Below are 26,280 nucleotides of genomic sequence, written 5' to 3' on the forward strand. Positions count from 1 at the left end.
AGAGGCCTGGGTCGATCAGAGCCTGCATTCGGGCGCCTGACAAGGGGCCGGGCGCCGTGTGCGGGCCGCCAGCCAGTCGGAGTGGTTCGGTCCTCGGGGAGCGAGATTAATCCTAAAGGGCTAGGACATGGTTGTCCCACGCCTCTCGCCCGAGCGCGGCGTCGCCGAAACGGTCGGGGCCGCGCGGGCCTGCTCCGGCGAGATACGCTCCGCCATGGCCGGAGGTCACGACGAACAGCTCGGAACCGCTCGGCTGGCCGAGGGCGGGCGCCACCCCGCACACGTCCGGCAGCCGCTTGCGGCCGAGATAGCGCCGGCTCGCCCGATCCCAGAACGCGACCGTACCGCCTTTGGGCGAGGTCGCCGCGATCAAGCTCTCGCCCGCGCTGAGCGCGACGGAACCGACATAATTGTCGAGCGCGGCCAGGTCGTCCTCGGGCATGTCGAGGAAGCGCGCGCCTGCCTCGGGATCGAAGAGGCCGACGAGCGGCGGACCCTCGTCCGGCGAGCCCTCCCATTGGCAGGCGAAGGCCGCCTGGCCGTCGGACGCGATGGCGAGGTGGCGGATGCTGAGCCCGCGCAGGTTCCGGCCGAGCTCGACGACGTGGCGCGGCTCGCCGCCCTCGAGATCCACCACGGCGAGGCTCGGGCGCATGCTGTCCGGGTTCAGGATCTCGCGTCCGGTCTCGGGCTGGGTCCGGGTTCCACCATTGGCGACGAGCATGGCGCCGTCGGGCAGAAGGCCGAGATCGTGCGGCCCGAGGCCGTGGGTCGGCATCTCGCCGACCCGCAGATAGCCGGCCGCCGCGTCGTAGATGCCGAGGACGCCTTCCCCGGTCGCGATCAGGTTCTCCGTGGCGTAGAGCAGCCGCCCATCGGGCGAGAAGGCCCCATGCCCGAAGAAGTGGCGGCCCGGCGGCGAGGTGATCACCTGCCGGACCGTTCCCGTTGCCCGGTCGATCACGGCGGCCCAGTTTCCCGGCCGCCGGGCGAAGACGACGATCTCCGCGGCGTGGGGCCGGGCGGTGGCGTCGTGGCCGCGCTCGGGGAGGCGCGTCGAGAAGAGCAGGCGTCCGTCGAGGTCGAAGGCATTGACGGCGGCCCCGTCCCGGTCGGAGCTTCGCATCGCGGCCGAGATGAAGACCGGCGGCAGGATGCCGCCGCGGGCCGATCCCGCGGCCATGCCGGCTGCGAGCGTGGCGCCGAGCTGCGCCAGGAAGGTGCGGCGCTCGATCATCTCAGTCTCCGTCCTGGCTGTTGAAGCCGATGGTGATGTCCAGGCTCTCCGACAGAGCCGGCCCGGCCACCTCTCTGGCCGAGGCGACTGCGTCGCGAAGCAGAACCAGGCGCATCCGGCCGCTCGCGTCTGCCGCGACGGCCCCGATGGAGGCGGGCTTCGCTGCAAGCTCCCCGGCGAGCGACCGCGCCGTGGCGAGGCCGGCGACGACGCTCTGGAGCTGATCCGGATCATGTGCCAGTGCGGCGCGGGCGAACGCCTCCTGCTCCTCCAGGCCGATGCTGATCGCCCGGAGCGAGCGGCCCGACCGCCAGCCTTCCGCGAGCAGAGGGCGAGCCTCGTCCGAGTCCCTGCCGATGACCGCGTTGATCTTCGCGTCCTGGATCACTTCCAGCATGGCAAGGTGGTCGGTCGCGAGCCGGGTCAGCGCTTCGCGCGCCTCGTCCGGGCCCGGCGCCTCCCAACGCGCGAGTTCGGGACCGGTCCAGGCCGCGAGCACCTCGCTCGCGATGCGGTCCACGCCCTCCGCGATGGCGAGGCCGAGGTCGCGCCGGCGGGCGCCCGCCTTATCCGGAGCCGCTATGGCGCGGGCGGCGGCGTCCGTCCCGCCCTCCGCCTCGCCGTAGAGCAGGCGTTCGAGGGCCGTGAGGCCCTGGCCGGCAACGCTCGCGCGGCGCAGACGCTCCGGCGCGAACGGCTCGTCGCCGGCGAGCAGCGAGGTCAGCGCACGGCTGACGGCATTTCGGCGCTCGGGCCAATGCGCGATGCGCTCGTAGCGGCTGTCCTCCGCGATCGGACCCGACCGCACCGCCTCGATTCCGGACCAGGCATCCGCAGCGGCGCCATAGGCGCGCTTCAGCGAGGCGAGGGCGCCCGCCTCCGGACGGGCCCGGAAGCTGCGCCAGGCCTCGGCCTGGCTTCCGGTCTCGGCCGCGAGCGCCCGGTATCGCGGGATGATCAGCTCGCGCGCGATCCGCAATGCGATCTCGCGCTGGGACCGTTCCCCGGAGACCGCCTGTGCCGCCGCCCGCCTCGGCAGGAGCGGCAGGAGCAGCGCGCCGATGATGGCTGTGCGGCGCGTCGGGTGATCGTGGGTCGTCGTCATAGGGTGCTCACGAAGGCGAGAAGGCGCTCCCGGTCGGCGGGGGGCAGGGCGCGGAAACGGGCGCGGGCAGCGGCTCCCTCGCCCCCGTGAAGGTCGATGGCTTCGGCGACCGTGCGGGCACGCCCGTCATGGAGCAGGCCGGCCCCGGCCGCCAGGGTGCGGGATACGCCCCAGAGCGGCGCCGTGCGCCATTCGGTCGGCGCGACTCCAGGCTCGGTCGCGCCGCCGTCGAGCCCAGGTCCGAGATCGTGCAGCAGAAGGTCGGTATAGGCCGCGACCGGGCCGCCCGGCGATGGAAGGGCCGGGCGGTGGCAGGACGCGCAGCCGGCATCCCGGAACACCGCCGCCCCGTCCGGATCGGCCGGCGGGGCTGCGGGTGCTGGGCGCGTGGCGAGGAAACCCGCGAGCAGGCGGACCAGATCCGCCGTGATCTCCGGTCCGTCGGGTTGTCCGCCGTGCGGCGCCGAGAGGCAGGCCTCCTGCGCCGGCGTGCAATCACCTGCAGCCGCATCGCGCCCGGGCGTCGACATCCCGAGATCGAGCGCGAAGGCCGTCTCGACCTGCTCGGCCAGCGTCGCTGCCGAGGCTTTCAGGCCGAACCGGCCGAGCCGGCGGGCGCCGTCTTTGCCGATTGTCCAGTTCGGGCGTCCGCGGACGCCGTCGCCTCCTCGCGCCTGCTCCTGCGCGATCGCAAGGATCGCAGCCTCGGGTATCTGCTCCAGCCCGCCGAGCCCGAGGAGGGGGGGCGCAAGGCGCGCGCCCGCACGGGTCGAGGGAGCGAGCGGACCATAGGTCAGGCCCTGGGGCCCGTAGCTGCCGCCGGCCAGGACGGCGAACCCCTCTCCAGGTACTCCAGGCAGCCCGCGCGTCTGCATCTGGGCGCCGTAGACGGGGTCGGGCCGTCCGTCCGCGTCGGAGAAGCGAAGCACGAGCTGCTCGCCCACGACCGTTCCGTCTGCATCCAGGCGTGGCGGTGTTCGGCCCAGACCGCCGTGGCAGGCCTGGCAGGAGCGCGCATTGTGAAGCGGGCCGAGCCCGTCATTTCCCCGGGTCGAGGAGGGGGCCGGCACCCAGGCCCGCCGGAAGAGCGCGCGGCCGATCGCCGCCTCGAAATCGCCGGCCGCGAAGGCGGCACTCCCGATGATCGGGACCGCCAGGAGGGCCGCGGCGAGAGCGCGCCGCATCACGCCACCCTCAGATAGCCCATCATCCCGTATTCGAGATGTTCCACGATGTGGCAGTGGAGCATCCAGTCCCCCGGTGCCGCCAGAAAGGCGACCTCCACCCGCTCGCGCGGGTTGATGATGACGGTGTCGGCGAGGTGCCGCGGCATCCCCGCCTGACGGGAATAGGACAGGACCTCGAACGTGTGTCCGTGCAGATGGATCGGATGGGGGTGCGGCGTGGTGTTGATCCACTCGGCGATGTAGGGCCGGCCCGCCGCGAGGGTGCCGAGCGGGGGCGGCAGGACTGCATTCGGACCGGCCGGCCAGGGCGTCTTGTTGATGGCCCAGAGGCTCGTATCGCGGACACAGAGCGTATCCAGAAGCACCTTCGCGAGCGGATCTCCGGCCGGCAGGCCCGCCGCGATCTCGGCAGCGGCATCAGCGCCGGAGCTCGCTCCGAAGGTGAAGGACAGCCGCTCCGCCGCGCCGAGATCGGTGACGCGCGGAATCTGCGCCGCGTAGAGGGGCCGCGGCTCGAAGGCGTCTTGCCGGATCCGGGGGCCGGCCGCAGTGAGCTCGGCTGCGAGCCATGGCTCGGCCGAGCCGTAATCCATGATGCGCAGGGTCTCGCCGGCGCGCGCCGGAGCCTGGACCAGAAGGTCGGCCCGCATGGCGGGGCCGAGACGCCAGACCCCGTCCGTCAGGCCGTCGAGGGATACCGGCTGCAGTGCGTGGCCGTCCGTCGCGATCAGGGCCGCGGCGGCGCCCTCGACGCCGAGCTGAAGGATGCGGGTCGGATCGAGGTTGAGCACGCGCAGCCGCACGATCCCGCCCGTCGGCACGGCGGCCCGCATCGGGCCGGCCTGCCCATTGGTGCCCCGGACGGTGCCGAAGGTGCCCGCACGCCCGGCTCCGTCCTTCGTGTCGAAGGGCAGGTAGGTGCCGTCATCCGCCAGGCGCCAATCCTTGACGGCCAGGACGAGGTCGGAATCCGCATAGCCCGGCGGCGCATCGCCCTCGACGACGAGGATCGCCATGAGCCCGCGTCCCGTCTGGCCGGATTCGTCGCAATGCGGGTGCAGGAAATAGGTCCCGGTATCCTCCAGCGGGATGCCGTACTCGAAGGTCTCCCCCGGCTGGACCGGCGGCTGGGTGACGTAGGGGACGCCATCCATCCCGTTCGGCACGCGGACGCCGTGCCAGTGGATGGAGGTGTGCTGCGGCAGGCGGTTCTCCAGCCGCGCCGAGATGCGGTCGCCCACCTGGGCCCGCAGGATGGGAAAGATCGGCTCGCCCTGGCGCGCGAAGGACCAGACCCGGCTGGCCGGCCGGCCCGGTCCGAGAATGTGAGCGTCCCGCTCGGCCGCGACCAGCGTGAGGCGGTGCGTGCGTTCGGGGCCCGACGTGGGTGGACGGGCCGGCAGCCCGCTCAGGCCGTCATCCGCCGCGCGGACTGCCGGCGCGAACGGCAGGGTCGCTGCGGTGGCTCCCGCCAGCGCTCCGCCGAGGAGGAGGCGACGCGTGAGCCCCTCGTGACGGGACAAGCTTCAGCCCTTCTTTCCCACCTTCCCAGGATCGTCGAGGCTGTCGGACCCGCCGACCGAGATCTTGAGCCCGAGCTTCGCGACCACGGCCTCGACGGCTCGCGTCTGCGCGATCAGGGCGTCGATCGCCTCCTGGACGATGCGGTTCCCCTCCGCGTTTCCTTCCGCGATCATCTGGTCGTAGGCCTCCGTGCCGGAATCGGCCCGCGCCTTGATGGCCCCGAGCTTCTCGGAGGCCGCGTTCATGGCGGCTTCGAGCCGGCGCGCCTCCTCGGGCGCGTTCGCCTCGGCCAGCTGCATGATCGAGGGCCCCTCGACGACCTTCCCGTCGGGCCGGACGTAGCGGCCCCTGACGATGTCGACCATGCCGACCTGGTTGTACCAGTGCGAGTTGTGGGTGTTGTCGGAGAAGCAATCGTGCTCTTCCTCGGGATCGTGCAGGATGAGGCCGAGCTTCATGCGCTCGCCCGCCAGTTCGCCGTAGGAGAGCGAACCGATCCCGGTCAGGATCACGGCCAGCGCCCCGCTCTCGCCCGATCTGGCGAGGTCCGTCACGGCCTTGCCGCCCGGGGCCCAGAGCTTGGCCATGGCGTCCACGTCCTCCACGAGGAGCGCCGTGGCGGCCTTCAGGTAGTCGCGCCGGCGGTCGCAATTCCCGCCCGTGCAGGCCTTGAGCGAGTAGTCGGTCGCAGGGCGGTTCCCCGCTCCCGGTCCGGTGCCGTTCAGGTCCTGTCCCCAGAGGAGGAACTCGATGGCGTGATAGCCCGTCGCGACATTGGCCTCGACGCCGCCGGCCTCGTGCAGGCGCTCGAGCAGCTTCTTGTCGATCTTGCCCGCATCGATCTGGTTGCGGCCGACTCGGATGCGCTTGTTGGCGATGACGTTCGCCCGGAACAGCGGGTTGTCGTCCGAGCTTTCCCCGTAGATCGAGGTGTCGACATAGTCGATGAGCCCCTCGTCCAGCGGCCAGGCGTTCACCTTGCCTTCGAGCTCATCCACGGACTTGTTGCCGAAACGCAGTCCTTCGGTCTGCTGATAGGGAACCCGCGCCTGGCGCCAGGCCTCTCGCGCGGCTCCGAGCGTCGCGTCCGACGGGTCGGCCAGAAGCGCGTCGACGCGCTTGGCCAGCTCCCGGGTCCCGGCGGCCGCGTCCTCGTACATGGCACGAGCGATCGCGACATAGGTCTCGATCACGGCCGTGGGCTGGGGTGCCTGGGCGGAGGCGGGCATGCTGAACGCGACCGCCACCGCGGCTGCTAAAGTCGATTGGCGCAGAAAGCTCACGGGTGACTCCAAAGACGTCCCGGCCGGGCCCCAAGCGGAGCATCTGCTCCGGCATGCACCCGCTGATCACGAGAGCGGCAGAGCGGGGATTCAAATCCCGAACGGGCCGCAGCTGGGTTGCATCCTCTCTGCCGGCAGTCAAGTCGAAGCATGTCTTCTGCCTCGGTCGCGCACCGTCGAAAGAACCGACGACGAAATTGCCGCAACAAACGACCCAAGAAGAATTAGAAAAATTCGAAAATGAAGGTAGCAGGTCTGACCTGTTCGCTCCATCGATATCGCCACGAAGCTTGGGACCGCCGGAAGCTCTTGCCTCACCTCCCGGCATGTACCTGCTCAGGCGGAGCCCGCCGCGCGTACGGCCAAGAGATTCATGGCGTTGGAGGCCACGCTGTCATCCGTGATGGATCCGCGCAGGACCTCGAGATCGGCCTCTTCCCAGGGTTCCCAGCCGCAGGGGCAAGCATCGGGCCCGCGGTGGGCCGCGGCCACCTCGCGATAGACGGAGCCTAACGCCATGCCCGCCAGGCGCAGCACGGTCATTGGCGGCATGCGGCTTCTGGCCAGCACGGCACAGAACGAGCGAACGAGAGCTTGACGCAGCTCGTCCAGCGCCTCGCTTTCCGCACTGCCGAGGTCGGGCCTGCCCGGCATAATCAGTGACCCTCGGCTTTGCGATCGCCGTCTCGGACAGCGACGAGGCAGAGATCGACGAGACGTTGCATGCGCGGATTCTGGTCCTTCCCGGTGGCATCGTCCTGCAGGTCCGGACGGCGGGCGAGGCGGATCGCGCGCCGAAGCTCCGGTCCCGTGGTTCCGGTACGTATGATCTCGCGCAGGATCAGATCATCCAGCGCTCCGAGCAGAGCCCTCACGTCACGCTCCGATATGCGCGGCGTCATCGTCCGGCCGATTAGTAAATCAAGGCCGCTATTCGTAGCGAATACGGCCGATACGATCAAGACTATCGTTCAATATCTTAAATAGAACACTTGAAAAGAAAGAGATCGATGGATCATTTTTCCTTGTTCAGTTTCAAACAGTCACCGAGATAGGCGAAAATCGCTGGATTCGGGGTCGGGGCAGCGAGGCTCGGGAATCGGTTTCTCCGCCGCATGGGGGAGTGCGGTGCGCGACATCCTTGCTGGTTGATCGGCGCGCATCGCCGGCACGGGCGACCGCTCTGAACGGGGTGCCAGGGTGGAATGCGCTCAGATGCCGGCGATGCGCGCCGAACGAGCAGGGCTGAAGCCCGCTCAGCCCTTCAGCGCGGCCGCGCCGGCGCGGCCCTGGACGATCGCCTGCCGCTCGGCATGGGGCAGCACGGCCTCGATGTCGTCGAATCCCTCGGGCGCGAGCCGCTCGACGGCGTCGATGACGCCTTCCGGTCCGCCTTGCCGGTTGCCCAGCACGATCGCGGCCGTCTTCGGGATCCGCTCGCGCTCATACGCGACGAGGGCCTGGCGCGGATGCTCGGCCCGGACCAGCGCATCGGCCAGGGCGCGGCCATCGAGGATCGCCTGCGAGGCGCCGTTGGAGCCGACCGGGTACATCGGATGCGCCGCATCGCCGAGGAGCGTCGCGCGTCCGCGGGTCCAGAACGGCAGCGGGTCGCGGTCGCACATCGGGTATTCGAAGATGGCCGGGCTCTCTCGCATCAGGCCGAGGAAATCGACCTGATCCACCCGGAACCCCGAGACATGCGGCTCGAGCTCGTCGAACCGGCCGATCCGCGACCAGTCCTCGCGCCGAGGCGGCGGCGTGTTCGGCTCGCCGATCCGGCCGATCACGGCCCAGTTGGTCAGGCGCGTTTCGGGGCGCGTCCCCTCGGCGATCGGGTAGACGACGAGCTTGGCTTCGAGCCCCCCGGCGACGATCATGGAGCGGCCGTCCAGGAAGGCCGGCCAGTCCCGGGCGCCGCGCCAGAGGAGCAGCCCGTTCCAGCGCGGGGGGCCTTCCTCGGGGAAAAGCCGGCCGCGCACGAAGGAGTGGATGCCGTCCGCCCCGACGAGGATGTCCCCATGTGCCGAGGCGACCTGCCGGCCCGCCCTGTCGAAGAAGTGGCCCGTGATCCCGCCCTCGTCCTCCTCCCAGCCGCCGAGCCGGCATCCGGTCCGGATGGCGGCGGGGCCGAGACGCTCGAGGACCGCCTCCTTGATCACCGCCTGGAGGCGGCCGCGGTGGATGGAGAATTGCGGCACCGGATGGCCGGCATGCATGCCGCGCGTTTCGCGCCAGACCTCCTGCCCGTGGCGGCTGAGATAGAGGAGCTCGTGGGTGCGGATCGCGACCTGGTCGAGGCGCTCGAGGAGCCCGAGTTCGGACAGCTCGGCGATGGCTTGCGGGAGCGTGTTGATGCCGACCCCGAGCTCACGGATCTCCTCGGCCTGCTCGTAGATCTCGGCGCGGATCCCGCGCGCATGCAGCATGAGCGCGGCGGTCAGGCCGCCGATCCCGCCGCCGACGATGATGGCTTTCAATTCGGACGATCCCCGGTGAGTCTGCGCTGGCTCGCCGGTCCGGCTCGCACCGGGACGTCGCGCAACCTGTCGGCGAGCCGGACCGAGTGTTGCTGATCTACCACCATCTGCGGCGCGGGTGTCACTCGGCCGCCATGGGCGTGTCCCGGCCCATGGCGAGTTCGGCGCGGGTCTTCGGCTTGCCGCGGATCTTGAGATCCTCGAGATCGGCACGGTCGCGCACGCTGTTGCGGAAGATCTGGTCCTTGCCGGGGGCGTATTGCGGCGGGCAATGGATCGAGGCCGCGCCATACCAGGCCGCCGCCTTCATGGTGAAGCCCGGATCGACCAGATGCGGGCGGCCGAGCGCGACGAGATCGGCGCGGCCCGCGGCCAGGATCGTGTTCACCTGGTCCGCCGTAGTGATGTTGCCGACGCACATGGTGGCGACCTTCGCCTCGTTGCGGATCTGGTCGGAGAACGGGGTCTGGAACATGCGCCCATAGACGGGCCGCGCCTCGCGCACCGTCTGGCCGGTCGACACGTCGACGAGATCCACCCCGGCGCGCGCGAAGGCTCGGGCGATCTCGACCGAATCCTCGGGCGTGAGCCCGCCTTCCGTCCAGTCTGTCGCCGATAGGCGGACGGACATCGGCTTGTGCGCCGGCCAGCGCTCGCGCATGGCCTCGAACACCTCGAGCGGGAAGCGGATGCGGTTCTCGAGCGAGCCGCCATACTCGTCCGTCCGCCGGTTGGTGAGCGGCGAGAGGAAGCTCGCGAGCAGATAGCCGTGGGCCGCATGCATCTCGACCATGTCGAAGCCCGCGCGCTCCCCGCGCTCGACCGCCTGGACGAACTCGGCCTTGACTCGGTCCATGTCGGCGCGGGTCATCTCGCGCGGCACCTGGCTGTCCGGATAGTAGGGCAGGGGGGAGGCGGAGAAGACCTCCCAGCCGCCCTCCTCGAGCGGCCGGTCCATGCCCTCCCACATGAGCTTGGTCGCGCCCTTGCGGCCGGCATGGCCGAGCTGGAGGCAGATCTTGGCGGCCGAGTTCGCGTGGACGAAGTCGACGATCCGCTTCCAGGCAGCCTCCTGCTCGTCGTTCCACATCCCCGTGCAGCCGGGCGTGATGCGGGCGTCGCGCCCGACGCAGGTCATCTCCGTGAACATGAGGCCGCAGCCCCCGATGGCGCGCGAGCCGTAATGGACGAGATGCCAGTCGCCCGGTACGCCCTCCTGCGCCGAGTACATGCACATGGGCGAGAGCACGACGCGGTTCTCGATGCGCATCTCGCGGAGCCGGAAAGGCTGGAACATCGGGACGGCGGGCTTTGCGACATCGACGTCGAACCCCGCGCGGCGAACGCCCTCGGCGAAATTCCGGTCGACCTTGTCGACGAAGTCCGGCGCCCTGAGACGCAGGTTGTCGTAGGTGATGGCCTTCGAGCGCGTCATCACCCCGAAGGCGAACTGGACGGGGTCGAAGTCCCAGAAGCGGTCCACATGCTCGAACCAGACCAGCGACACGTCCGCGGCGTGCTGGGTCTTCTCCACCTCCTCACGTCGGCCGGTCTCGTAGGCGGCGAGCGCCGTCTCCACGTCCGGATTGGCCACCATCGCCTCGTAGAGCGCGATGGAATCCTCCATCGCGAGCTTGGTGCCGGACCCGATGGAGAAATGGGCCGTCGCCTTGGCGTCGCCCATCAGCACGATATTGTCCTTCACCCAGCGCTTGTTCCGGATCATCGGGAAGGAGCGCCAGATCGAGCGGTTCGTCAGGATCGGATGGCCCTGCAGGAAGGGGGCAAACATCCGTTCGAAGAAGGCGGCGGATTCCCGCTCGTCCATCCGGTCGAGCCCGGCGCGTTGCCAGGTCTCGGGATCGGTCTCGAAGATCCAGGTCGAGCGTCCAGGCTCGTACTGGTAGGCATGCGCGATGAACGGCCCCCACTCGCTTTCCTCGAAGAGGAACGTGAAGGCATCGAGCGGCCGGGTGGAGCCCATCCAGGTGAACTTGTTCGGCCTGAGGTCAGTCTCGGGCTGGAAGTGCTCCACGTATTTCTGACGGAACAGGCTGTTGATCCCGTCCGCCGCGACGATCAGGTCGTAGCCCCGGAGCTCGCTCTCGTCCCGGATCTCGGTCGAGTAGTGGATGTCGACGCCGAGCGCCTTCGCGCGGTCCTGCAGGATCAGGAGGAGGGTGCGCCGCGAGCAGCCGCAGAAGCCGTTGCCGCCGATGCGATGCACCGTTCCTTTGAAATGGATGGCGATGTCGTCCCAGTAGGCGAATTCGCGCGTGATCCGCTCGTAGCTCGGCCCGTCATAGCGCTCGAAGGTGTCGAGCGTGGCGTCCGAGAAGACGACCCCGAAGCCGAACGTGTCGTCGGGCCGGTTGCGCTCGAAGACCGTGATCTCGGTCTCCGGTCGCGCCTTCTTCATGAGGATGGCGAAATAGAGCCCCGCCGGGCCGCCGCCCACGACCGCGATCCTCATGCCCCGCCTCCATCCGCCATGCGGGAAGATATTTTAAGCCTAAAACAATCTCCCGCAAGGGGAGTGGTTCAACGGGGCTTGGCTCAGCGCCTCGGCCGCCTGGGAGGCGCCCATTGCTCGATCACGGGGGCCAGGATCCGTGCCCAGGCGGAGATGCCGATGGCGGCGGCCTGGACATAGAGGCTCGCGAATTCGGCTTGCAATTCCGGGATGCCGGTGAGCGAGGCGCGATCCTGCGCAGGCGGCCGCGCGACGGCGCGGCCGGCCCGCCCTTTCTTGCTTCGGGGCGTCGGAGCGGCCGGCCGGTCGGACGGACCGGAGCCGGCGGCCTGCGCCGTCTTGGTCCGCGGCTTCCGACGATTCGCGGAAGGCTTTTCTGGACTCGACACCACGTCCTCCGACCATCCGGAGCTTTACGCGGGCGGGAAAGGCGGGCCGGAGAAACCGCCGGCCCGGTCACATCTCGGGGAAGCCGAGCGGTGGGACTCAGCCCTCGTTCGGGCCCCGGTTCGGGTTCATGGCGGAGGTCGCCTGGTCGGCGGCGCTGCGCGCCGCGGCCGCGGCCTGGCCGGCAGCCGAGGCCGCCTGGCTGGAGGCGGTCCGGGCGGCCGAGGAGGCGAGCTCGCCGAGCTCCTTCATCTGGCCCTGGATGGCCGCGAACTGCGCCTTCGCGAAATCCGACTGGAGCTGGAAGGCTTCCTGCAGGTCCTTCGCGCGGACGAGCCTCTGCGCGTGGTCGAAGGCTGCCGTGATGTTCTGCTCGGCGAAGCTCAGCGTGCGCCGCGTCGCATCCGCCGCGCTCGACTGCATCGACGAGGTCGAACCCTCTATGGATTCCACGGCCTTCTGGGCGGCGCTCAGGAAACCGTCGAACGCCTTGCGGGCCTGCTCGACGCTCTTCTCGGCGAAATCTCTCATTTCGGTGGGGATTTCGTATTTCATGCCCTGGTTCATGGCCATGGGATCCTCCATCGTGCTTGTGCGTTGCACCGTACTTTGTGCAGCGCAAAAAGACAATGCGCTGCTCGGCGGTTAACGTTGACCCGAAGTAAATGGCTCCGCAACCGGGGAGGCCTCGCTTTCGGTGCCCCGATTTGCTTTCTCGTCATGACGGCGTCGTTGCTTGGGCAGGATCGTGACGAACGGGATCGAGGCAGCCGTCGCGGCACTCTCCGGCGATCCGGCCCTGGCCGGGTCGCTCGGTCCGCAGGCCGCGGTCATCGCATGGGATCGGACGGCCGAGCGCGTGCTCTGGGCTTCGTCCGCGGCTCGGGCCGTGGCGGAGCAACTCGCGGGTTCGGACGGCCGCGTGACGGCGCGCTTTCCGGCGCATCGCCGCCTCGCGGCGCTTGCCGGCGGCCTCGCCCCGACAGCGGGCGTACGAATCGAGCGGCTTTCCTTCTCTGACGAGCCCGGCGAGGCCCCGGCCGAACTCGCCTGCCGCCTCATGGAGGTTGAGGGAGAGCCGGTGCTCGTCACCGTTTTCACCGGCCCGCTTCCGGCTAGAATCGGCCTTCGCGGCGGAGAGGACGGCCCCGCAGATTCGGGCCGGACGGCACCCTTCGTGGAGCGGGTCCGGCGTCAGGGACGCCTTCGGTTCATCTGGAGCATGGACCGGGATGGGCGCTTCGTTTCCGTCTCGCCGCCGCTCGGCCAGGTGGTGGGGGCGGAGAACGCCGCGATCACAGGCCTGACCTGGGCGGAGATCCTCGACCGCTTCGTGCTCGACGAGCCGGACCGGATCGCCTCCTTTCTGAGCGGACGCTCGACCTGGAGCGACGAGACCGTTCTGTGGCGCGTGGCGGATACCTCCTATGTGGTTCCCGTCGACCTGGGCGGCATGCCGGTCTTCGGGCGGGGACATGTTTTCGAAGGGTTCCGCGGTTTCGGGCTCTGCCGCGCAGACGAGATCCGGCCGGCGCCGGACAGCCCGGTCCTGCGGCTCCAGGCCGAAGCGGATGTCGGGGAGAAGAGGCCGGACGAAGCCGAAGCGGAGGCGGAAGGATCGGAGCTGCCCCTGCTCCATCTGGCGGGTGAGGAGGCCGGGTCGGTCGACCTCGCCTTCGAGCCGATCCAGGCGCGGGTGGGGGCCCAGCTCGGCGGCGCCCGTGCGGTGCCGCTTCGGCCTCTCACAGATCCGGATGCAGGGGGCCGCGGTGCCGCCCGGAGCGAGTCCGTGGTGGAGTCCGGCGAAGCGAAGCCCCATCTCTCGGTCTCGGAACGCGGCGCCCTTCGGGAGATCGCCCGGGCGCTGGGAGCGCGTCTCGAGACGGACGACGCCCAGGACCAGCCCGCGCCGCGCCTCCCGGCCGAGATCGTGTCCATCTCGGCCGCGCGTCCGCGCGAGCCGGACGCCGTCCGGATCCTGGAGCGGCTGCCCGTCGGCATTCTCGTCCTGCGAGGAGAGGCGCCGCTCTTCGCCAACCGCTCGGTGCTCGACCTTCTCGGCTACCGCGACATCGGCGAGCTTCGCGGCGTGTCCCGGCTCTTCGCCGGCCGGCTCGAAGCGCGGGAAGGCTCGCTGGCGCTCGTGGGGAAGGGTGGGCGGAGCCTGCCGGTCGAAGCAAGGCTGACGAGCGTCGAATGGGGCGACGGGCCTGCCTCGCTCGTCCTGGTGCGCCCTCTGCCCGAGGCTGGCTCGGACGGGGCCGCGCGCTCCTTCGAGCTCGAGATCGGCCGGCGCGACGCACGCCTTCAGGAACTGCGCGGCGCGCTCGATCTCGCGGGTCTCGGGCTGGTGACGATCGACGGGGCCGGCCGCATCCTCACGGCCAATGCTGCCGCCGAGCGGATCTTCGGCTATCGCGAGAACGAGATCGCCGGCGAGGGCTTCACGACCCTCATCGCCGTGGAGAGCCACAGGGCCGCGATCGACCTCGTCGACGCGGCGCGCGCGACGGCCGGGCCGGGAGAGGCGAAGGATGTCGAGCTGCTCGGCAGGCCGCGCACCGGGGAGCCCGTTCCGCTCCTGGCGCGCGCCGGCTCCATCGGGACGGCTTTCGGCCCGTCGCTGGCGCTCCTGTTCCGCGACGTCTCGGCTTTCCGCCGCACGGAAGCCGAGTTGAAGGGCGCGCGCCGGGCCGCGGAGGAGGCCGCCGCGCGGCAGATGGAGTTCCTGGCCCGGATCAGCCACGAAATCCGCACCCCGCTCAACGCGATCATCGGATTTGCCGAGATCATGCTCGAGGAGCGCTTCGGCCCGGTCGGGAGCGAGCGCTACAAGCACTACCTCCGCGACATCCACGATTCCGGCGGGCATGTCGTGAGCCTCGTCAACGACCTTCTCGATCTGGCGAAGGTCACCTCCGGCCGCAGCGAGCTCGTCTTCACGAGCCTCGATCTCAACGAGATCGTCGCCCAGAGCGTCGGCATGATGCAGCCTGCCGCCGCGCGCGAGCGCATTGTGATGCGCACGAGCTTCGCGTCCAGGCTGCCGCGCCTCATTGCCGACGAACGTTCCATCCGCCAGATCGCCCTGAACCTGGTGTCGAACGCCATCCGGTTCACCGGCCCGGGCGGCCAGGTCATCGTCTCCACGAGCCTCACGGAGCGCGGCGAACTCGTCTTCCGCGTGCGGGACACGGGCATCGGGATGACCCCGGCCGAGATCGCGGAGGCCCTGGAACCGTTCCGCCAGGTGTCGGTCGTGCGGCGGGAGGACGGCACCGGTCTCGGGCTTCCGCTCTCAAAGGCCCTGGTGGAGGCCAATCGCGGCAGCTTCTCAATTTCGAGCCGCCGCGGCGAGGGCACGCTCGTCGAAGTCCTGTTCCCGCCCGCACGGGTTCTGGCCGAGGATTAACCGGCCGGCCAGCCTTGGGGAGCCGGTCCGCGGCCCCCAGATTACAGGCCCGTGACCCAGGCCGCCGAGATCGAGAGGCGGGACGCGTTCGACGTCCCGCCGCGCAGGATTGTTCTCGCCGACCGGCGGGAGGTTCTGCTGCGCCCGCTCCGCCCGGAGGACGACGCGCTCTATCCCGAATTCGACAGCCATGTGAGCGACGAGGACCGCCGCCTCCGCTTCCTCGTCGCGATGCGGGAGATACCGCAGAACCAGATCTTCCGGCTCACGCATTTCGACCGGAAACACGGCCGGGCCTATGCGGCCATCGAGCCGGGGAGTGGGCGGCTCCTGGGCGTCGGACGCGTCCACCGGCTCTCGGACGACGAGGGGGAGTATGCCGTCCTGGTCCGCTCGGACCTGAAAGGCCTTGGCCTCGGCCACGCGCTGATGGACCTCGTCCTCGAGGGCGCGAAGGAGCTGGGTCTACGCTCCGTCCTCGGCCTGATCCTGCGCGAGAACGTGAACATGATCGCGCTCTGCCGCGAGCTCGGCTTCACCTTTTCGGCAGCCGGCGAGGCGAATCTCGTCGAGGCGCGGCTGCGCCTGTCGTGAGGACCGGAAGGGGGTGCCGAGGCGCCCCCCCGGAATCGTCAGCCTTCCAGGCCCGGGCTGCCGGAGGCGCCGCCCTCGTCGACATGGCCGACATGCTTCTGGGCGTAGAGCTGCAGGCCGAGCTGCTCGACCAGGTTGAGCTGGGTCTCGAGAAAATCGATATGGCCTTCCTCGTCCGAGGCGAGGTCCTCGAACAGCATCTTGGAGACGCGGTCGTTGACGCTGTCGCAGTACTTCGCCGCCTCGAGATAGAGCGCCCGAGCCTCGACCTCGGCCGCGAGGTCGCATTCGAGGATCTCCTTGATGTTCTGCCCGATGCGCAGGGGATCGAGCACCTGCATGTTCGGGAAGCCCTCGAAGAAAATGATGCGGGTCACGAAGCGGTCGGCATGCTCCATCTCCTCGATGGATTCCTTGCGCCACTTCTTGGCGAGCTCCTTGTAGCCCCAGTCGTCCAGAAGGCGGTAATGGAGCCAGTACTGGTTGACGGCGGTCAGCTCGCTGCGGAGCCCGCGGTTCAGGTAGTCGATGACCTTGGGGTCGCCCTTCATCCCATCCTCACATGCATGATGATGGGAGGCATCTAGGGCGATCGGGGCGGATTGTCCAGCTAGTTTAGAACGATTTCAAATGTTGGCGTTGGCCAGCGCGGGAGCCTGTTCGGCGTGGCCGCGATGGACGTGCTCGTGGTCGAGGCCGCAGGTGAGGGGGCAGGCTCCGCAGGCCTCTTCGGCGGCTGCCCGCAGGGCCTGATCCATGATCGAGCGGATCGTCCGGGCGCAGCGTCCGCAATCCGGGCTGCAGCCCAGGCAGGTATAGACCTGTGCCGGCGTGCGCGGACAGCCGGGACCGGGCGCGAGGCAGGACTTGACGTCGCCATCGGACAGAACGTTGCAGGAGCAGACGATCACGGGAGCCGCAGTTTGGAAGGATTCAAAACAAGCTGTGATATCAATCACTTAGCATCTCGCTGCGGCCTCGCCAAGGGCTCCGGCGTCACCTCCGTTGCGGTAGGTTGCCACGGAATGGCTGGACGGGCGGATGCCGGGATGGCAACCCGGGCTCTCGTCCGGGGTTGGGCTCGGAAGGGAGGTTCACATGGCGGACGGAAAGGCGGGGGGAAGCGCGGACAGCCCGAAGCGGCAGGGCGACAAGCTCAAGGCCGGCACGGAGCCGCCTCTCGGCAAGACGGGTGCAAAGGCGACGGGCGACAGCCCAAAGCACCAGGGCGACAAGCTCGCCCATGCCGTGAAGGAAGCGACGAAAAAGTAGCGGCCGCCCTCAGCCGGCGAGGAAGAGCGCCCAAAGCGGCAGCGTGACGACGGCCGCGAGGTGCTGGAGGGTGATCATCGCCGCCATCAGGCGGGCGTCGCCCCCCATTGCGCGCGCCATGACATAGGCCGTGGACGCGGTGGGCATGGCCATCGTGAGCGTCGCGATGGCGGCCGGGCCGGCAGGAAGCCCGAAGAGGCGCGCCAGCCCGAGCGTCACGAGCGGCACGAGCAGCAGCTTCTGCAGGCCGACCAGCGTCTGGGTGAGGGGGGCCTCCCGCAAGGCTCCGACCACCAGCCCGCCGCCGACCGACAGGAGGCCCAGCGCCAGCGCCGCCTGGCCGAGCGAACGCGCGAGCGGCGCGATGCCGGGCGGCATGCCGCCCGCGGCCGCGAAGGCGAAGCCGACAAGGCAGCCGAGCAGGAGGGGGTTGATGGCGATCTGCCGGAGCAGCTTCAGCGGCTGAAGGCGGCCGCCGTCGCTCACGACGAAGACCACGGTCAGGATCACCTGCACGCAGGGCACGATCAGCCCGGCCGCGACGCCGCCGAAAGCCAAACCCTCGTCGCCGTAGAGACCGGCCGAGATCGCGAGGGCCACATAGTTGTTGAAGCGGATACCGCCCTGGACCACGGAGGTCATCGCGGCCCGGTTATGCCCGAGGAGGCGCGACAGGATCAGCGCCGACACGGTCGCGAGGCCGAGCGTGATCCAGATCGTCGTCGCGAGGGAACCGAGCGGGAGCTCGGACAGCTTCACGGTGGAGATCGAGGAGGCGAGGAGGGAGGGCAGGAGCACGAAGAAGGTGAGCCGGTCGATCCCGCCCCAGACCGCCTGATCGGCAAGCAGGCGCCAGCGCAGCAGCAGCCCGAGCCCGATCAGCGCGAAAGTCGGGAAGAAGGCGTTGATCCAGGCGGCCATGTCCGCGCGGCTTCGCGGAACGTACGTGCGAGCGCAAGGGGGAGACCATGGGAGGTACGGCGGCGACGTCGCCGGGCCTGCAAATCCGTGTGGTAGCGTGCTAGCAGCCGCTCCCTTCGGCATCGACGCGACCGTCACGGGCCTCGGATGGACAAACGGCAAAAGCTCGCCGCGGCCTCGATCGGGGTGGCGCTCCTGGTGCTCGGGCTGAAATGGCTCGCCTATCACGTGACCGGCAGCGTCGCGCTGTTCTCGGACGCGCTGGAGAGCGTGATCAATGTCGTGACCGCCGCCGTCGCGCTCTACACGATCCGCATCGCCGCGCAGCCCGCCGACGCGAACCACCCCTACGGCCACACCAAGGCCGAGTATTTCTCGGCCGTGCTCGAAGGCGCGCTGATCATCGTGGCCGCCCTGCTCATCCTGCGCGAATCCTGGGAGGCCGTCTTCCAGCCGCGCCGGATCGACGCGCCGGGGCTCGGGCTTGCGATCAACGGCGCGGCGGGGGTGGTCAACGCGGCCTGGTCCTGGCTCCTGATCCGCGCGGGGCGGCGGCTGCGCTCGCAGGCGCTGGTCGCGGACGGCAAGCATCTCCTCAGCGACGTCCTGACCTCGGCCGGCGTGCTCGCCGGTCTCGGGGCGGCCTGGGCCTTCGACCTCCCGATCCTCGATCCGGCGCTGGCGGCGGTCGTGGCGCTGAACATCCTGTGGTCCGGCTGGAAGGTGATGCGCGAGTCGCTCGGCGGCCTGATGGACGAGGCGGCGCCGCCGGAGACTCTGGCGCGGATCCGCGAGGTGATCTCGGCCAATGCGGAGGGCGCGATCGAGGCGCACGATCTGCGCACGCGCCATGCCGGCCGCATGACGTTCATCGACTTCCACCTCGTCGTGCCGGGCCACCTCACCGTCTCGGACGCGCACGACATCTGCGACGCGGTGGAGCGGGCGCTCAGGGCCGACGTGCCGGATGCGCTGGTCACGATCCATGTCGAGCCCGAGAACAAGGCGAAGCATTCCGGGATCGTTGTGCTGTAACCCGGACCCGGGCGGCTCGGATCGGGTCAGACTTCTTCAACCTTCGTCAACCATGCTCCCGCGCATGTTGCGTCGGGACGGGACCATGGTGCGGAGCGGATCGGCAGGTCTGGCCCTCGGGCTGGCGGGCTTTGCGGCCACGGCTCTCGCCGAGCCCGCCCCGGCCCCGCGTCCGCCCTTCCCCAAGCTCGCGCAGGAGGAGCCCGCTGCTCCGCCCCGGCCAGTTCCGGCGCTCCCCGCAGTCCCGGCGCCCGCCCAGCCCGTGCCAACTCCCGGCGCCCAGGCGAAGCCCGCCCAGCCCGCGGCCGTCCCCGAGCCCGTGAAGCTCTCCGCCGACCCGACGCCGACGCTCGGGCCGGGCACCTTCGTGGCCACCATGAACGCGGTCGAGCGCTATCGCGCCATCGCGGAGGCGGGGGGCTGGGCGACCGTCCCGAACGAGATCACGCGCGCAAAGCCCGGCGACAGGGGACCGCATGTCGCCGCGCTGCGGGCGCGCCTCATCGCGTCGGGCGATCTCTCGGCCGATCTCGCCGGGGGCGATGCGCTGGACGAGGCGGTGCAGGCCGCTATCCGCCGCTTCCAGGACCGGCACGGGCTGCCGGCTCTCGGCCTCGTCGGGCCGCGCACCCTCGTCGAGCTGAACGTGCCGGTCTCGGTCCGGATACGCCAGCTCCAGGCCTCGGCGAACCGCCTCATGGGGTCCAGGTTTCCCTTCGGCGAGCGCTACGTCGCGGTGAACATCCCGGCCGCAACCGTCGAGGCCGTCCAGGGCGGGGTCGTCGCGAAGCGCCATGTCGCCGTGGTCGGCAAGACCGATCGGCCCTCGCCGACCATCGCGGCCCGCATCCAGAACGTGAACTTCAACCCGACCTGGACGGTGCCGGTGTCCCTGATCAGGAAGGACATCATCCCGCATATGCGCAAGGATCCCGGCTATCTCGCCAGGATGAAGATCCGCATCTTCGACGGGCAGGGCGCCGAGATCGACCCGGCGACGATCGACTGGTCGACGGACAAGGCCGCGACCTACACGCTCCGGCAGGATCCGGGAGTGGACAATTCGCTCGGCGAGATCCGGATCGACATGCCGAACAAGCTCGCCGTCTACATGCACGACACGCCGTCCAAGAAGCTCTTCGCGCGCAATGCCCGCAATCTCTCCTCCGGCTGCGTGCGGGTCTCGGGCATTCGCGAGCTCGCGCAATGGGTGCTGGAGGGCCAGCCCGGCCCGAACGGTCCGGGCTCGAGCTGGGGCCAGGCCGAGATCGCGGCGGCCATCGCGTCCGGACAGCGCATCGACGTGAAGCTGACCAGGCAGATCCCGGTGATCTGGACCTACCTCACGGGTTACGCCACGCCCGACGGGACCGTCCATTTCCGCGAGGACATCTACGGGCTGGACCGGGAGGCGGCTCCCGCCGCTCCCGAAGGAGGCGAGGGGCTCACGATCGAATCGCTCGTGACCGGCGCGCTCGGAGGAAGGGGCGGATAGCAGGCTTGCGGAGAGGCTCTCTTCCGACCGGAGGGCGCGAAGGCTCCGCGGTGGGCAGGCAGCCCGCCAAGCGCAAAAGTTCGCCTGCATGTCCAGCCGGCACGGCCCCATTCTGGCATCGGTCGTCGTGGATCGCTTACGCCACTTCTGGATCGTGGTCGGGCTGACGCCGTAGCGCTTAGCCAGAGCCCTCACGCGAGTTCATCAAGGCTCGCTCTGTCCCGTGACCGTGTCCGGTTGTTCGGCGGCAACAACAGATCCTCGTTCACGCCGACCCGCAATATCTTCTCGGGCCATGTTGCCTTTTTCAATCTGATGAAGTACGTACAGCCATCGACTTTGGCCGGACAATCGGGCCGTCGCTCCTGGCATTGCCGAGCGCACGTTCAGACTTCTCTCCAATCATCGACAGCGGAGACGGATTTGCATCCCGCAGGTCCGACTTACGTGCATTCACATGTCAAGGAACACGAAATGATCAACGGCACAGTCAAGTTCTACAACGAGACAAAGGGCTTCGGCTTCATCGCCCCCGAGGACGGCGGCAAGGACGTGTTCGTCCATGCGACTGCTCTGGAGCGGGCCGGCATGCGCAACCTCGTCGAAGGCCAGAAGGTCTCTTTCGACACGGAAGCGGATCGCCGGAGCGGCAAGATCGCGGTCGGCAACATCCAGGCTGCGTAAGCAGCCTCCGGCTCTCGACGTCGCTATGGGCCGCTTCCTTCCCGGGAGGCGGCCTTTTTCTTGATCGCAGCTCGGCAGCGATACGACGCGACCACCCGTTTTGAACGGGGTACAGGCCCAACCATGCACAACCGCAACAAAGCCTTCGGGGATGGAGAAGTCCTCGAGGCTGGCATGCAGGCGGGCCTAGACGGCACGCCCCTTGAAAGCTGCCCTTACCCTGCCGGATCGGCCGCGCGAGTGGTTTGGAGCGAGGGGTGGAGATGCGGAACGGATGAGCCTGACGTGGTGGCAGACCAGGTGAAAATCTTCGGCTAGCGATCGCCGCAGCACCTCGTGCGCAAGCTGTTCATTCGCGGGGGGGCAGCGGGCGCTCGGCATATGGAGGAATTTCGACGAGCGTGCCAATCAGCCGTAGGATGGCCTGGCATTCTGGGCGGTTTCTGTCGCGGCTCAAGAAGGCTCCAAGCTCGATATGTGAGACATGGCCGCCAGAACCGGGATTGGGCTGATGGATCACGAAGGCGTGCCCGTTCTGCGGTTCGCGACCGAGAAACCAGGCATCCCCGTTCGGGCTTCGGTACAGCTCTCGTCGCTCTGACATGATCGGTTTCGCTCCCGCTTCCCGCCCAGCATACACGGTTCGGACCAGCGCAGGGACACGGTGAGCCCCGCTCAAGTCCAATGGCTGAGCGCCCCAGCGGCCCCATGGGTGCGTCCCAGGCGGGCTGGGATTGCATCTTAGATCTGCTGGCGGCCGCAACGCTCTCTTTACGGAGCTGAGGCAGGTTCTCCCTCCTCCGTAGCGAGGACGTATTGCAGGCGAACGCTCCACGTCAGGGCAGGCAGGCCCTCTCTCCCGAAGTGCGACTGGAGCTGACCGCGCCGCTTTTTGACGCAATGATGCCGCTCGCTCTGGTCTCCCTGAGCTACGCGGTGGTCGGTGGGGTCGTCCTCTATCTGGGAGAGAGCCGAGATTCCTGGCTCACCGCCCTCTACCTGCTCGGCATGGCAGTTTCATGCGTCCGGATCTGGATCATCTTCCGGTTTCGGGCGCGAGGGGCACAGCGCCCCATCGCGCCGAACGAAGTCCAGGTCTGGGAGCGCATTTTTGGGGCGGGCACCATGGCCTTTGGCTCGGTCCTCGGGCTATTCACCGCGCGCACGATCACGCTCGGCACGCCGCTCGTGCACGAACTCGTGATTGCGCTGCTGTTCGGCTTCGGTGCGGGCCTCGTCGCTCGAGTCTCGATCCGACCGTGGATCGCGCTGTCGGGCCTCGCCCTCGCGGCGACTCCGCCGGTCCTCGCGCTGGTTCAGACCGGCACGATCGAGCACATGATTCTCGCGGCGGTGCTCGCAACGTTCGCGCTCGGGGGTGTCGAGACGACTGCCTATATCTACCGGGCGGTCCGCGACCAAGTTCAGCTCAAGCACCATCTCGACGGGCTCGCGCGCCGCGATTCTCTGACCGGGCTCGCGAACCGCCTACAGTTCGAGGAGCAGCTGGAGGATGCACTGGCGCGCGGCCAGGGAGTCGCGGTCCACTTCGTCGACCTCGATCGCTTCAAGCCGGTGAACGACATGTACGGCCACGTGATCGGCGATGCGCTTCTGAGGGCCGCGGCGGCGAGGCTTGAAGGGCTACTCCGGCAGGGCGATCTCGCGGTCAGGCTGGGCGGAGACGAGTTCGTCGTGCTCCAAGTGAACTGCACCTCACGCGACCAGGCAGAATTTGTCGCGCAACGGATCGTCCGGGCTCTCAAGATGCCCTTCGACATCGCGGGCCGTGACATCCATGTCAGCGCCAGCGTCGGTGTGGCCGTAGCCCCGCAGGACGGTACAGACCCGGCCAGTCTTGTCGGAAAGGCCGACGCCGCGCTCTATCGCGCGAAAAACCGGGGCCGCGGCACCCTCGCGATGGCCGTCGTGTCGGAATCCGCCCGCGCCTCGTAGAAAGGGGCTTGATCATGCCTGCCGCTGGGGTGCCCGCTTTCGAGCAACGATGTCAGAGCGCGTTCAGCAGATGAGCAGCGTTGCGGCTCGCTGATGCCCACTACCACCGACGAACCGAACCGCGATGATCCTCATCGGCGGCGCCGCGCTGGTCTGCTGCATAGGTAGGCCGACCCGCATCCTCAACGTCTGCCGGGATACCGCCTTCAGCACGAGCCGGAGCAAGCGGTAGGCGTGCCATCGCCGCCATCCTCTGTCTCCTTCGCCGACCGCTCGAGCTCGCGAGATCGTCGCGACTCCCATCAGGATCCAGGACGTCGATATCTGTCGGGCCTCGATCGAGCATGTTCTGGACGAGGTCGAGAGCGTCGCGCGCGTCATTGCGATCTGCCAATCCGCCGCTCGACGTGCTCCCTCCCGGCCTGACGGTGAGGCGCATCGTCTCTCAACCCGTGCTGTCTTCCGACCGGTCCGCCGCGAAATCCGCCAGCTCGAAGGACCGGCCGTCCGGGTCGGTGATAATCACCCGATCAGTGGATTCGGTCGCAAGCTCGCGGCCCTTCGCAAGGGCCTCTGCGGCGGTGCCTCTGCGGACGGAGAGTGCGCCCACGGGGGTCGCGAGCGTGATCGTGAAGGACCGCATTGCAGCTAGTTGCTCCATCTGGGCTCCTGGCTTCGTGATCGTGTCCCTCTGGATTAACCCCGCACCCACCCGACCAGAACTTGGATTGCAATCGCCCCGACCAAGATGGCAACGACACCGAGGAGCATCCGCGTTCGCAGCCAAGCCGCGTGCTTGCGGGCGACCTCCTGGCGGCCGCGTTCATCATCGTCGCGGATAGGGTGCATCGGTCATGCCGTGGCAGTGCCGGCCGATCGCGCCACGACGCTCTTCAACGGAAGGAAGCGTTTGATCAGCCACTACGCTGGCGCGGCCGCTTGGTGCGAGCTTTCGCGACGAGCGCCGGTTCGTCGGTCAGAGCCTTACGACGTTCGACCTTCTGATCTGCCGTCGCTTCGATCCCTGCCATTTCCTTATCGGCAGCGCTGGCCGCGTGAGAACGTGCCTCGGCCGCGTTCTGCTTCACGACCGCTTCCCTCTTCTCGGCCCCGTCCGCCGCCAAGCGCAAGGCCTTCAACCGAGCCGTGTTGTCGTCGCGAGCCTGTGTCTCCGAATGCCGCCTGTCGCGGATCCTGTCGCGGTCGCGAGCTTCGCTCTGGACCTTCTGAAATTCCGCCTCGGCTTTGGCGCGCGCGCTCTTCGTGTGGTCGCTCATGATTGCCGACTGTTCCGGCGCTCGGCGTCGCGTTTCGCGTGAGCAGAGCGCTCCCGAACGGCGCCGACTCCTCGGGTCGGGAGCGGGCGCAAGAGACTAATCCTGCGCCTCGTCGGCTGCGGGCTCCTGCCTTAGCGCATCAGGCTCGACCTTTGCTGCCTGCCGGGGCGAGAAGCGCTTACCGCGCGCGGGGACGTTCGCCTTGGGCATCTCCTTCTCGGAGAGATACCCGCTTGCCTGCTGCAGCGTCTCGGCGGGGGTTCGCCCGAGCGCGTGTCCTACAAATCTCGCCACGCGAGCCTCCTCCGGATAAGAAAAAGGGGAGAAGCGGCGCTTCTCCCCTGGAGCCCGATCAGGCGTTCTGGATGTTGCCGACCGCGATCTTGCCGGTGCGGCGATCCGCTTCCGTGTCGAAAGAGACCTTCTGGCCTTCGACGAGGTTGCGCATGCCGGCCCGCTCCAGAGCGGTCGCATGGACGAACACGTCCTTGCCGCCGTCCTCGGGAGCGATGAAGCCGAAGCCCTTCATCTCGTTGTAGAACTTGACTGTTCCGTTGATCATTTCGTGTTCCTTGACATGTGAATGCACGTAAGTCGGACCTGCGGGATGCAAATCCGTCTCCGCTGTCGATAATTGGAGAGAAGTCTGAACGTGCGCTCGGCAATGCCAGGAGCGACGGCCCGATTGTCCGGCCAAAGTCGATGACTATACCTACGCCGTCCGGACAAAAATTACAATGTGGCCCAAGAAAAATTTTGTAGGGCGCGACTTTGTCGAGAGAGATACGGATCTCTCGTCAACTCCGCCCTCCCGACCATCAAGCGAGCCAGGTCCGGGTCTCGGCTCGGGGCTTTTGTCGCTGATTGTCCTCTCGACCTAGGCGCCGCCATGGTTATCGTCTGCGGGCGCCGGGACCGCGCTGTAGGCGCCGCATTCGGGGCATTGCACCGTGAGCCGCCGGCGGGGAGACAGGTTCTGGTAGAAAAACTCAGGGCTCGTTGCCGCAAACAGAACGCTCTCGCATCCGCTGCACAGTAGATCGCCGCTTCTATCGTTGCCGCGTAAAATGGGGAGTTCATCCGGCCCCTGCCTCGGGCGGATCAGCGTCGTCTGAGCGCTGGTGCGAGCGTCGCTCGGCTCGAGTTTCACGCGGCCAGGCATGCGGGTCCTCGGATGAGAGGTCGTTCACGTCTCCTCATCGAAGACGCGTTGGAACTCGTCGGCCGTCCAGGTGCGGCCTTTGGCATTGTCACCGTAACCTGGATAACCCCCGCCCTAGAAGATGTACGGTCCCGGCATTTGCTGGAGCGGGCTGCGGGTGAAGCGCTCCCGCTCGATTGTCCAGCGCTTGCAGATGAACGCGGCGTGAGGCCCTTCGGCGTCTTCAGCTGGCGCTCGGCCAGCGCCGGCCGGCGGACGTCGTGCACCACTCCGACCAGGGAAGCCAATACACGTATCTCGCCTTCGGAGGGCGCTGTCGCGAGGCTGGGGTCCGCGACCTCGATGGGCTCGGTCGGCGACGCCTACGACAGCGCCATGTGCGATAGCTTCTTCGCCACGCTCGAATGCGAGCTCCTGGCCCGCCGCCGCTTCGCCTCGCAGGCAGAAGCCGGATGGCGCTCTTCAGCTATATCGAGGGCTGGCACAACTCGGCTGGCGACACTCCGACCTGTGCTACATATCCCCGAGCGCCTATGAGATGAAGATGACGTTCGAGAGCTGAGACCCGACCACGTCACTGTCCACGGAAATGGGGCAACTCCGCCGCCTCACTTGCGAACGTCTTCTAGGTTGGCTGGGGGACGTGGATTCGAACCACGACTAACGGAGTCAGAGTCCGCTGTTCTACCGTTAAACTATCCCCCAACGGAGCCGCTGGCGGCCCTGCGATCCATGCTGCCGAGACAGGGATCTGCGCCGCGGCGGGTGGCCGGGCGTCGGTCGCGGTCAGATAGGG

The 26,280-nt window shown here is 68.5% G+C and carries 26 protein-coding genes, 1 tRNA gene and 2 pseudogenes; 9 read left to right on the plus strand and 20 right to left on the minus strand.

From position 1 onward, the window contains the following. Positions 1-112 precede the first annotated feature (112 nt). From HJG44_RS13490 to HJG44_RS13540, 11 genes are all read right to left on the minus strand, one after another. Positions 113-1,237, minus strand: a complete 1,125-nt coding sequence (locus tag HJG44_RS13490; protein ID WP_171218855.1) for a DUF1513 domain-containing protein — start codon at positions 1,235-1,237, stop codon at positions 113-115. Between the two features lies 1 nt (position 1,238). Beyond that, a complete protein-coding gene (locus HJG44_RS13495; RefSeq protein WP_171218856.1) occupies positions 1,239-2,342 on the minus strand; it encodes an imelysin family protein in 1,104 nt (367 codons plus the stop codon). Further along, positions 2,339-3,526: a di-heme oxidoredictase family protein gene (locus HJG44_RS13500; RefSeq protein WP_171218857.1), complete on the minus strand. Its 1,188-nt coding sequence runs from the start codon at positions 3,524-3,526 to the stop codon at positions 2,339-2,341. The genes HJG44_RS13495 and HJG44_RS13500 overlap by 4 nt, the downstream gene beginning before the upstream one ends. Beyond that, positions 3,526-5,052: a multicopper oxidase family protein gene (locus tag HJG44_RS13505; RefSeq protein WP_171218858.1), complete on the minus strand. Its 1,527-nt coding sequence runs from the start codon at positions 5,050-5,052 to the stop codon at positions 3,526-3,528. The genes HJG44_RS13500 and HJG44_RS13505 overlap by 1 nt, the downstream gene beginning before the upstream one ends. 3 nt (positions 5,053-5,055) lie before the next feature. Beyond that, positions 5,056-6,282 (minus strand): imelysin family protein, encoded by a 1,227-nt coding sequence (locus tag HJG44_RS13510; protein ID WP_171218997.1) that lies wholly within the window; start codon positions 6,280-6,282, stop codon positions 5,056-5,058. Positions 6,283-6,672: 390 nt separating this feature from the next. Continuing rightward, positions 6,673-6,990 (minus strand): hypothetical protein, encoded by a 318-nt coding sequence (locus HJG44_RS13515; RefSeq protein WP_171218859.1) that lies wholly within the window; start codon positions 6,988-6,990, stop codon positions 6,673-6,675. A gap of 2 nt (positions 6,991-6,992) precedes the next feature. After that, positions 6,993-7,211, minus strand: coding sequence for a hypothetical protein (locus tag HJG44_RS13520; RefSeq protein WP_171218860.1), 219 nt, complete (start codon positions 7,209-7,211; stop codon positions 6,993-6,995). Between the two features lie 381 nt (positions 7,212-7,592). Continuing rightward, positions 7,593-8,816, minus strand: a complete 1,224-nt coding sequence (locus HJG44_RS13525; protein ID WP_171218861.1) for a flavin-dependent oxidoreductase — start codon at positions 8,814-8,816, stop codon at positions 7,593-7,595. A 121-nt stretch (positions 8,817-8,937) separates the two neighbouring features. After that, positions 8,938-11,289, minus strand: coding sequence for a bifunctional salicylyl-CoA 5-hydroxylase/oxidoreductase (locus HJG44_RS13530; RefSeq protein WP_171218862.1), 2,352 nt, complete (start codon positions 11,287-11,289; stop codon positions 8,938-8,940). 83 nt (positions 11,290-11,372) lie between these two features. Next, positions 11,373-11,678: a hypothetical protein gene (locus tag HJG44_RS13535; protein WP_171218863.1), complete on the minus strand. Its 306-nt coding sequence runs from the start codon at positions 11,676-11,678 to the stop codon at positions 11,373-11,375. A 97-nt stretch (positions 11,679-11,775) separates the two neighbouring features. Further along, positions 11,776-12,243, minus strand: a complete 468-nt coding sequence (locus tag HJG44_RS13540; RefSeq protein WP_430395067.1) for a phasin — start codon at positions 12,241-12,243, stop codon at positions 11,776-11,778. 169 nt (positions 12,244-12,412) lie between these two features. On the opposite strand from HJG44_RS13540, the gene HJG44_RS13545 reads away from it, so the two are divergent. Both HJG44_RS13545 and HJG44_RS13550 read left to right on the plus strand, forming a co-directional pair. Next, on the plus strand, positions 12,413-15,088 hold the full coding sequence (locus tag HJG44_RS13545; RefSeq protein WP_210261081.1) for a PAS domain-containing sensor histidine kinase: 2,676 nt from the start codon (positions 12,413-12,415) through the stop codon (positions 15,086-15,088). Positions 15,089-15,139: 51 nt separating this feature from the next. Beyond that, on the plus strand, positions 15,140-15,682 hold the full coding sequence (locus tag HJG44_RS13550) for a GNAT family N-acetyltransferase (protein ID WP_171218865.1): 543 nt from the start codon (positions 15,140-15,142) through the stop codon (positions 15,680-15,682). Between the two features lie 38 nt (positions 15,683-15,720). Here HJG44_RS13550 and bfr read toward each other — a convergent pair whose 3' ends face one another. Together bfr and HJG44_RS13560 are read right to left on the minus strand one after the other, a co-directional pair. Continuing rightward, on the minus strand, positions 15,721-16,233 hold the full coding sequence (gene bfr, locus HJG44_RS13555; RefSeq protein WP_171218866.1) for a bacterioferritin: 513 nt from the start codon (positions 16,231-16,233) through the stop codon (positions 15,721-15,723). A gap of 75 nt (positions 16,234-16,308) precedes the next feature. After that, positions 16,309-16,593: a (2Fe-2S)-binding protein gene (locus tag HJG44_RS13560; RefSeq protein WP_171218867.1), complete on the minus strand. Its 285-nt coding sequence runs from the start codon at positions 16,591-16,593 to the stop codon at positions 16,309-16,311. A 187-nt stretch (positions 16,594-16,780) separates the two neighbouring features. On the opposite strand from HJG44_RS13560, the gene HJG44_RS13565 reads away from it, so the two are divergent. Beyond that, positions 16,781-16,954: a hypothetical protein gene (locus HJG44_RS13565; RefSeq protein ID WP_171218868.1), complete on the plus strand. Its 174-nt coding sequence runs from the start codon at positions 16,781-16,783 to the stop codon at positions 16,952-16,954. A 9-nt stretch (positions 16,955-16,963) separates the two neighbouring features. Here HJG44_RS13565 and HJG44_RS13570 read toward each other — a convergent pair whose 3' ends face one another. Then, positions 16,964-17,875 (minus strand): AEC family transporter, encoded by a 912-nt coding sequence (locus HJG44_RS13570; protein ID WP_171218869.1) that lies wholly within the window; start codon positions 17,873-17,875, stop codon positions 16,964-16,966. 147 nt (positions 17,876-18,022) lie between these two features. On the opposite strand from HJG44_RS13570, the gene HJG44_RS13575 reads away from it, so the two are divergent. Next, entirely contained in the window at positions 18,023-18,910 is an 888-nt protein-coding gene (locus tag HJG44_RS13575; protein ID WP_171218870.1) for a cation diffusion facilitator family transporter, read from the plus strand. An 85-nt stretch (positions 18,911-18,995) separates the two neighbouring features. Beyond that, positions 18,996-20,405 carry a L,D-transpeptidase family protein gene (locus HJG44_RS13580; RefSeq protein ID WP_246736203.1) on the plus strand — a complete coding sequence of 470 codons (1,410 nt, stop codon included), beginning with the start codon at positions 18,996-18,998 and terminating at the stop codon, positions 20,403-20,405. A gap of 102 nt (positions 20,406-20,507) precedes the next feature. Here the strand turns inward: HJG44_RS13580 and HJG44_RS24430 are convergent. Beyond that, positions 20,508-20,600 (minus strand): annotated as a pseudogene (locus tag HJG44_RS24430) (helix-turn-helix domain-containing protein); the annotation flags it as partial. A gap of 279 nt (positions 20,601-20,879) precedes the next feature. On the opposite strand from HJG44_RS24430, the gene HJG44_RS13590 reads away from it, so the two are divergent. From HJG44_RS13590 to HJG44_RS13595, 3 genes are all read left to right on the plus strand, one after another. After that, the gene (locus tag HJG44_RS13590) at positions 20,880-21,089 is read left to right on the plus strand and encodes a cold-shock protein (protein ID WP_171218872.1); all 210 of its coding nucleotides are present in this window, start codon (positions 20,880-20,882) and stop codon (positions 21,087-21,089) included. A gap of 123 nt (positions 21,090-21,212) precedes the next feature. After that, positions 21,213-21,407 (plus strand): ribosome modulation factor, encoded by a 195-nt coding sequence (locus tag HJG44_RS24435; RefSeq protein ID WP_430395061.1) that lies wholly within the window; start codon positions 21,213-21,215, stop codon positions 21,405-21,407. A 498-nt stretch (positions 21,408-21,905) separates the two neighbouring features. Then, on the plus strand, positions 21,906-23,045 hold the full coding sequence (locus tag HJG44_RS13595) for a GGDEF domain-containing protein (RefSeq protein WP_171218873.1): 1,140 nt from the start codon (positions 21,906-21,908) through the stop codon (positions 23,043-23,045). A 445-nt stretch (positions 23,046-23,490) separates the two neighbouring features. On the opposite strand, the gene HJG44_RS13600 is transcribed toward HJG44_RS13595, so the two are convergent. The 4 genes from HJG44_RS13600 to HJG44_RS13615 all read right to left on the minus strand — a co-directional run bounded on the left by HJG44_RS13600 (position 23,491) and on the right by HJG44_RS13615 (position 24,884). Continuing rightward, positions 23,491-23,706: a hypothetical protein gene (locus tag HJG44_RS13600; protein WP_210261082.1), complete on the minus strand. Its 216-nt coding sequence runs from the start codon at positions 23,704-23,706 to the stop codon at positions 23,491-23,493. Between the two features lie 253 nt (positions 23,707-23,959). Continuing rightward, entirely contained in the window at positions 23,960-24,322 is a 363-nt protein-coding gene (locus HJG44_RS13605; RefSeq protein ID WP_171218875.1) for a hypothetical protein, read from the minus strand. A 96-nt stretch (positions 24,323-24,418) separates the two neighbouring features. Next, positions 24,419-24,616 (minus strand): hypothetical protein, encoded by a 198-nt coding sequence (locus tag HJG44_RS13610; RefSeq protein WP_171218876.1) that lies wholly within the window; start codon positions 24,614-24,616, stop codon positions 24,419-24,421. 58 nt (positions 24,617-24,674) lie between these two features. Further along, positions 24,675-24,884: a cold-shock protein gene (locus HJG44_RS13615; RefSeq protein ID WP_171218877.1), complete on the minus strand. Its 210-nt coding sequence runs from the start codon at positions 24,882-24,884 to the stop codon at positions 24,675-24,677. A gap of 827 nt (positions 24,885-25,711) precedes the next feature. Here HJG44_RS13615 and HJG44_RS23725 point away from each other — a divergent pair. Beyond that, positions 25,712-26,046, plus strand: a pseudogene (locus tag HJG44_RS23725) (integrase core domain-containing protein); the annotation flags it as partial. A 69-nt stretch (positions 26,047-26,115) separates the two neighbouring features. On the opposite strand, the gene HJG44_RS13620 reads toward HJG44_RS23725, so the two are convergent. Beyond that, positions 26,116-26,189: transfer RNA gene (locus tag HJG44_RS13620), tRNA-Gln, on the minus strand. Positions 26,190-26,280: the final 91 nt, after the last annotated feature.

This window comes from Enterovirga aerilata, from assembly GCF_013044135.1.
Classification (GTDB): Bacteria; Pseudomonadota; Alphaproteobacteria; order Rhizobiales; family Beijerinckiaceae; genus Enterovirga; species Enterovirga aerilata.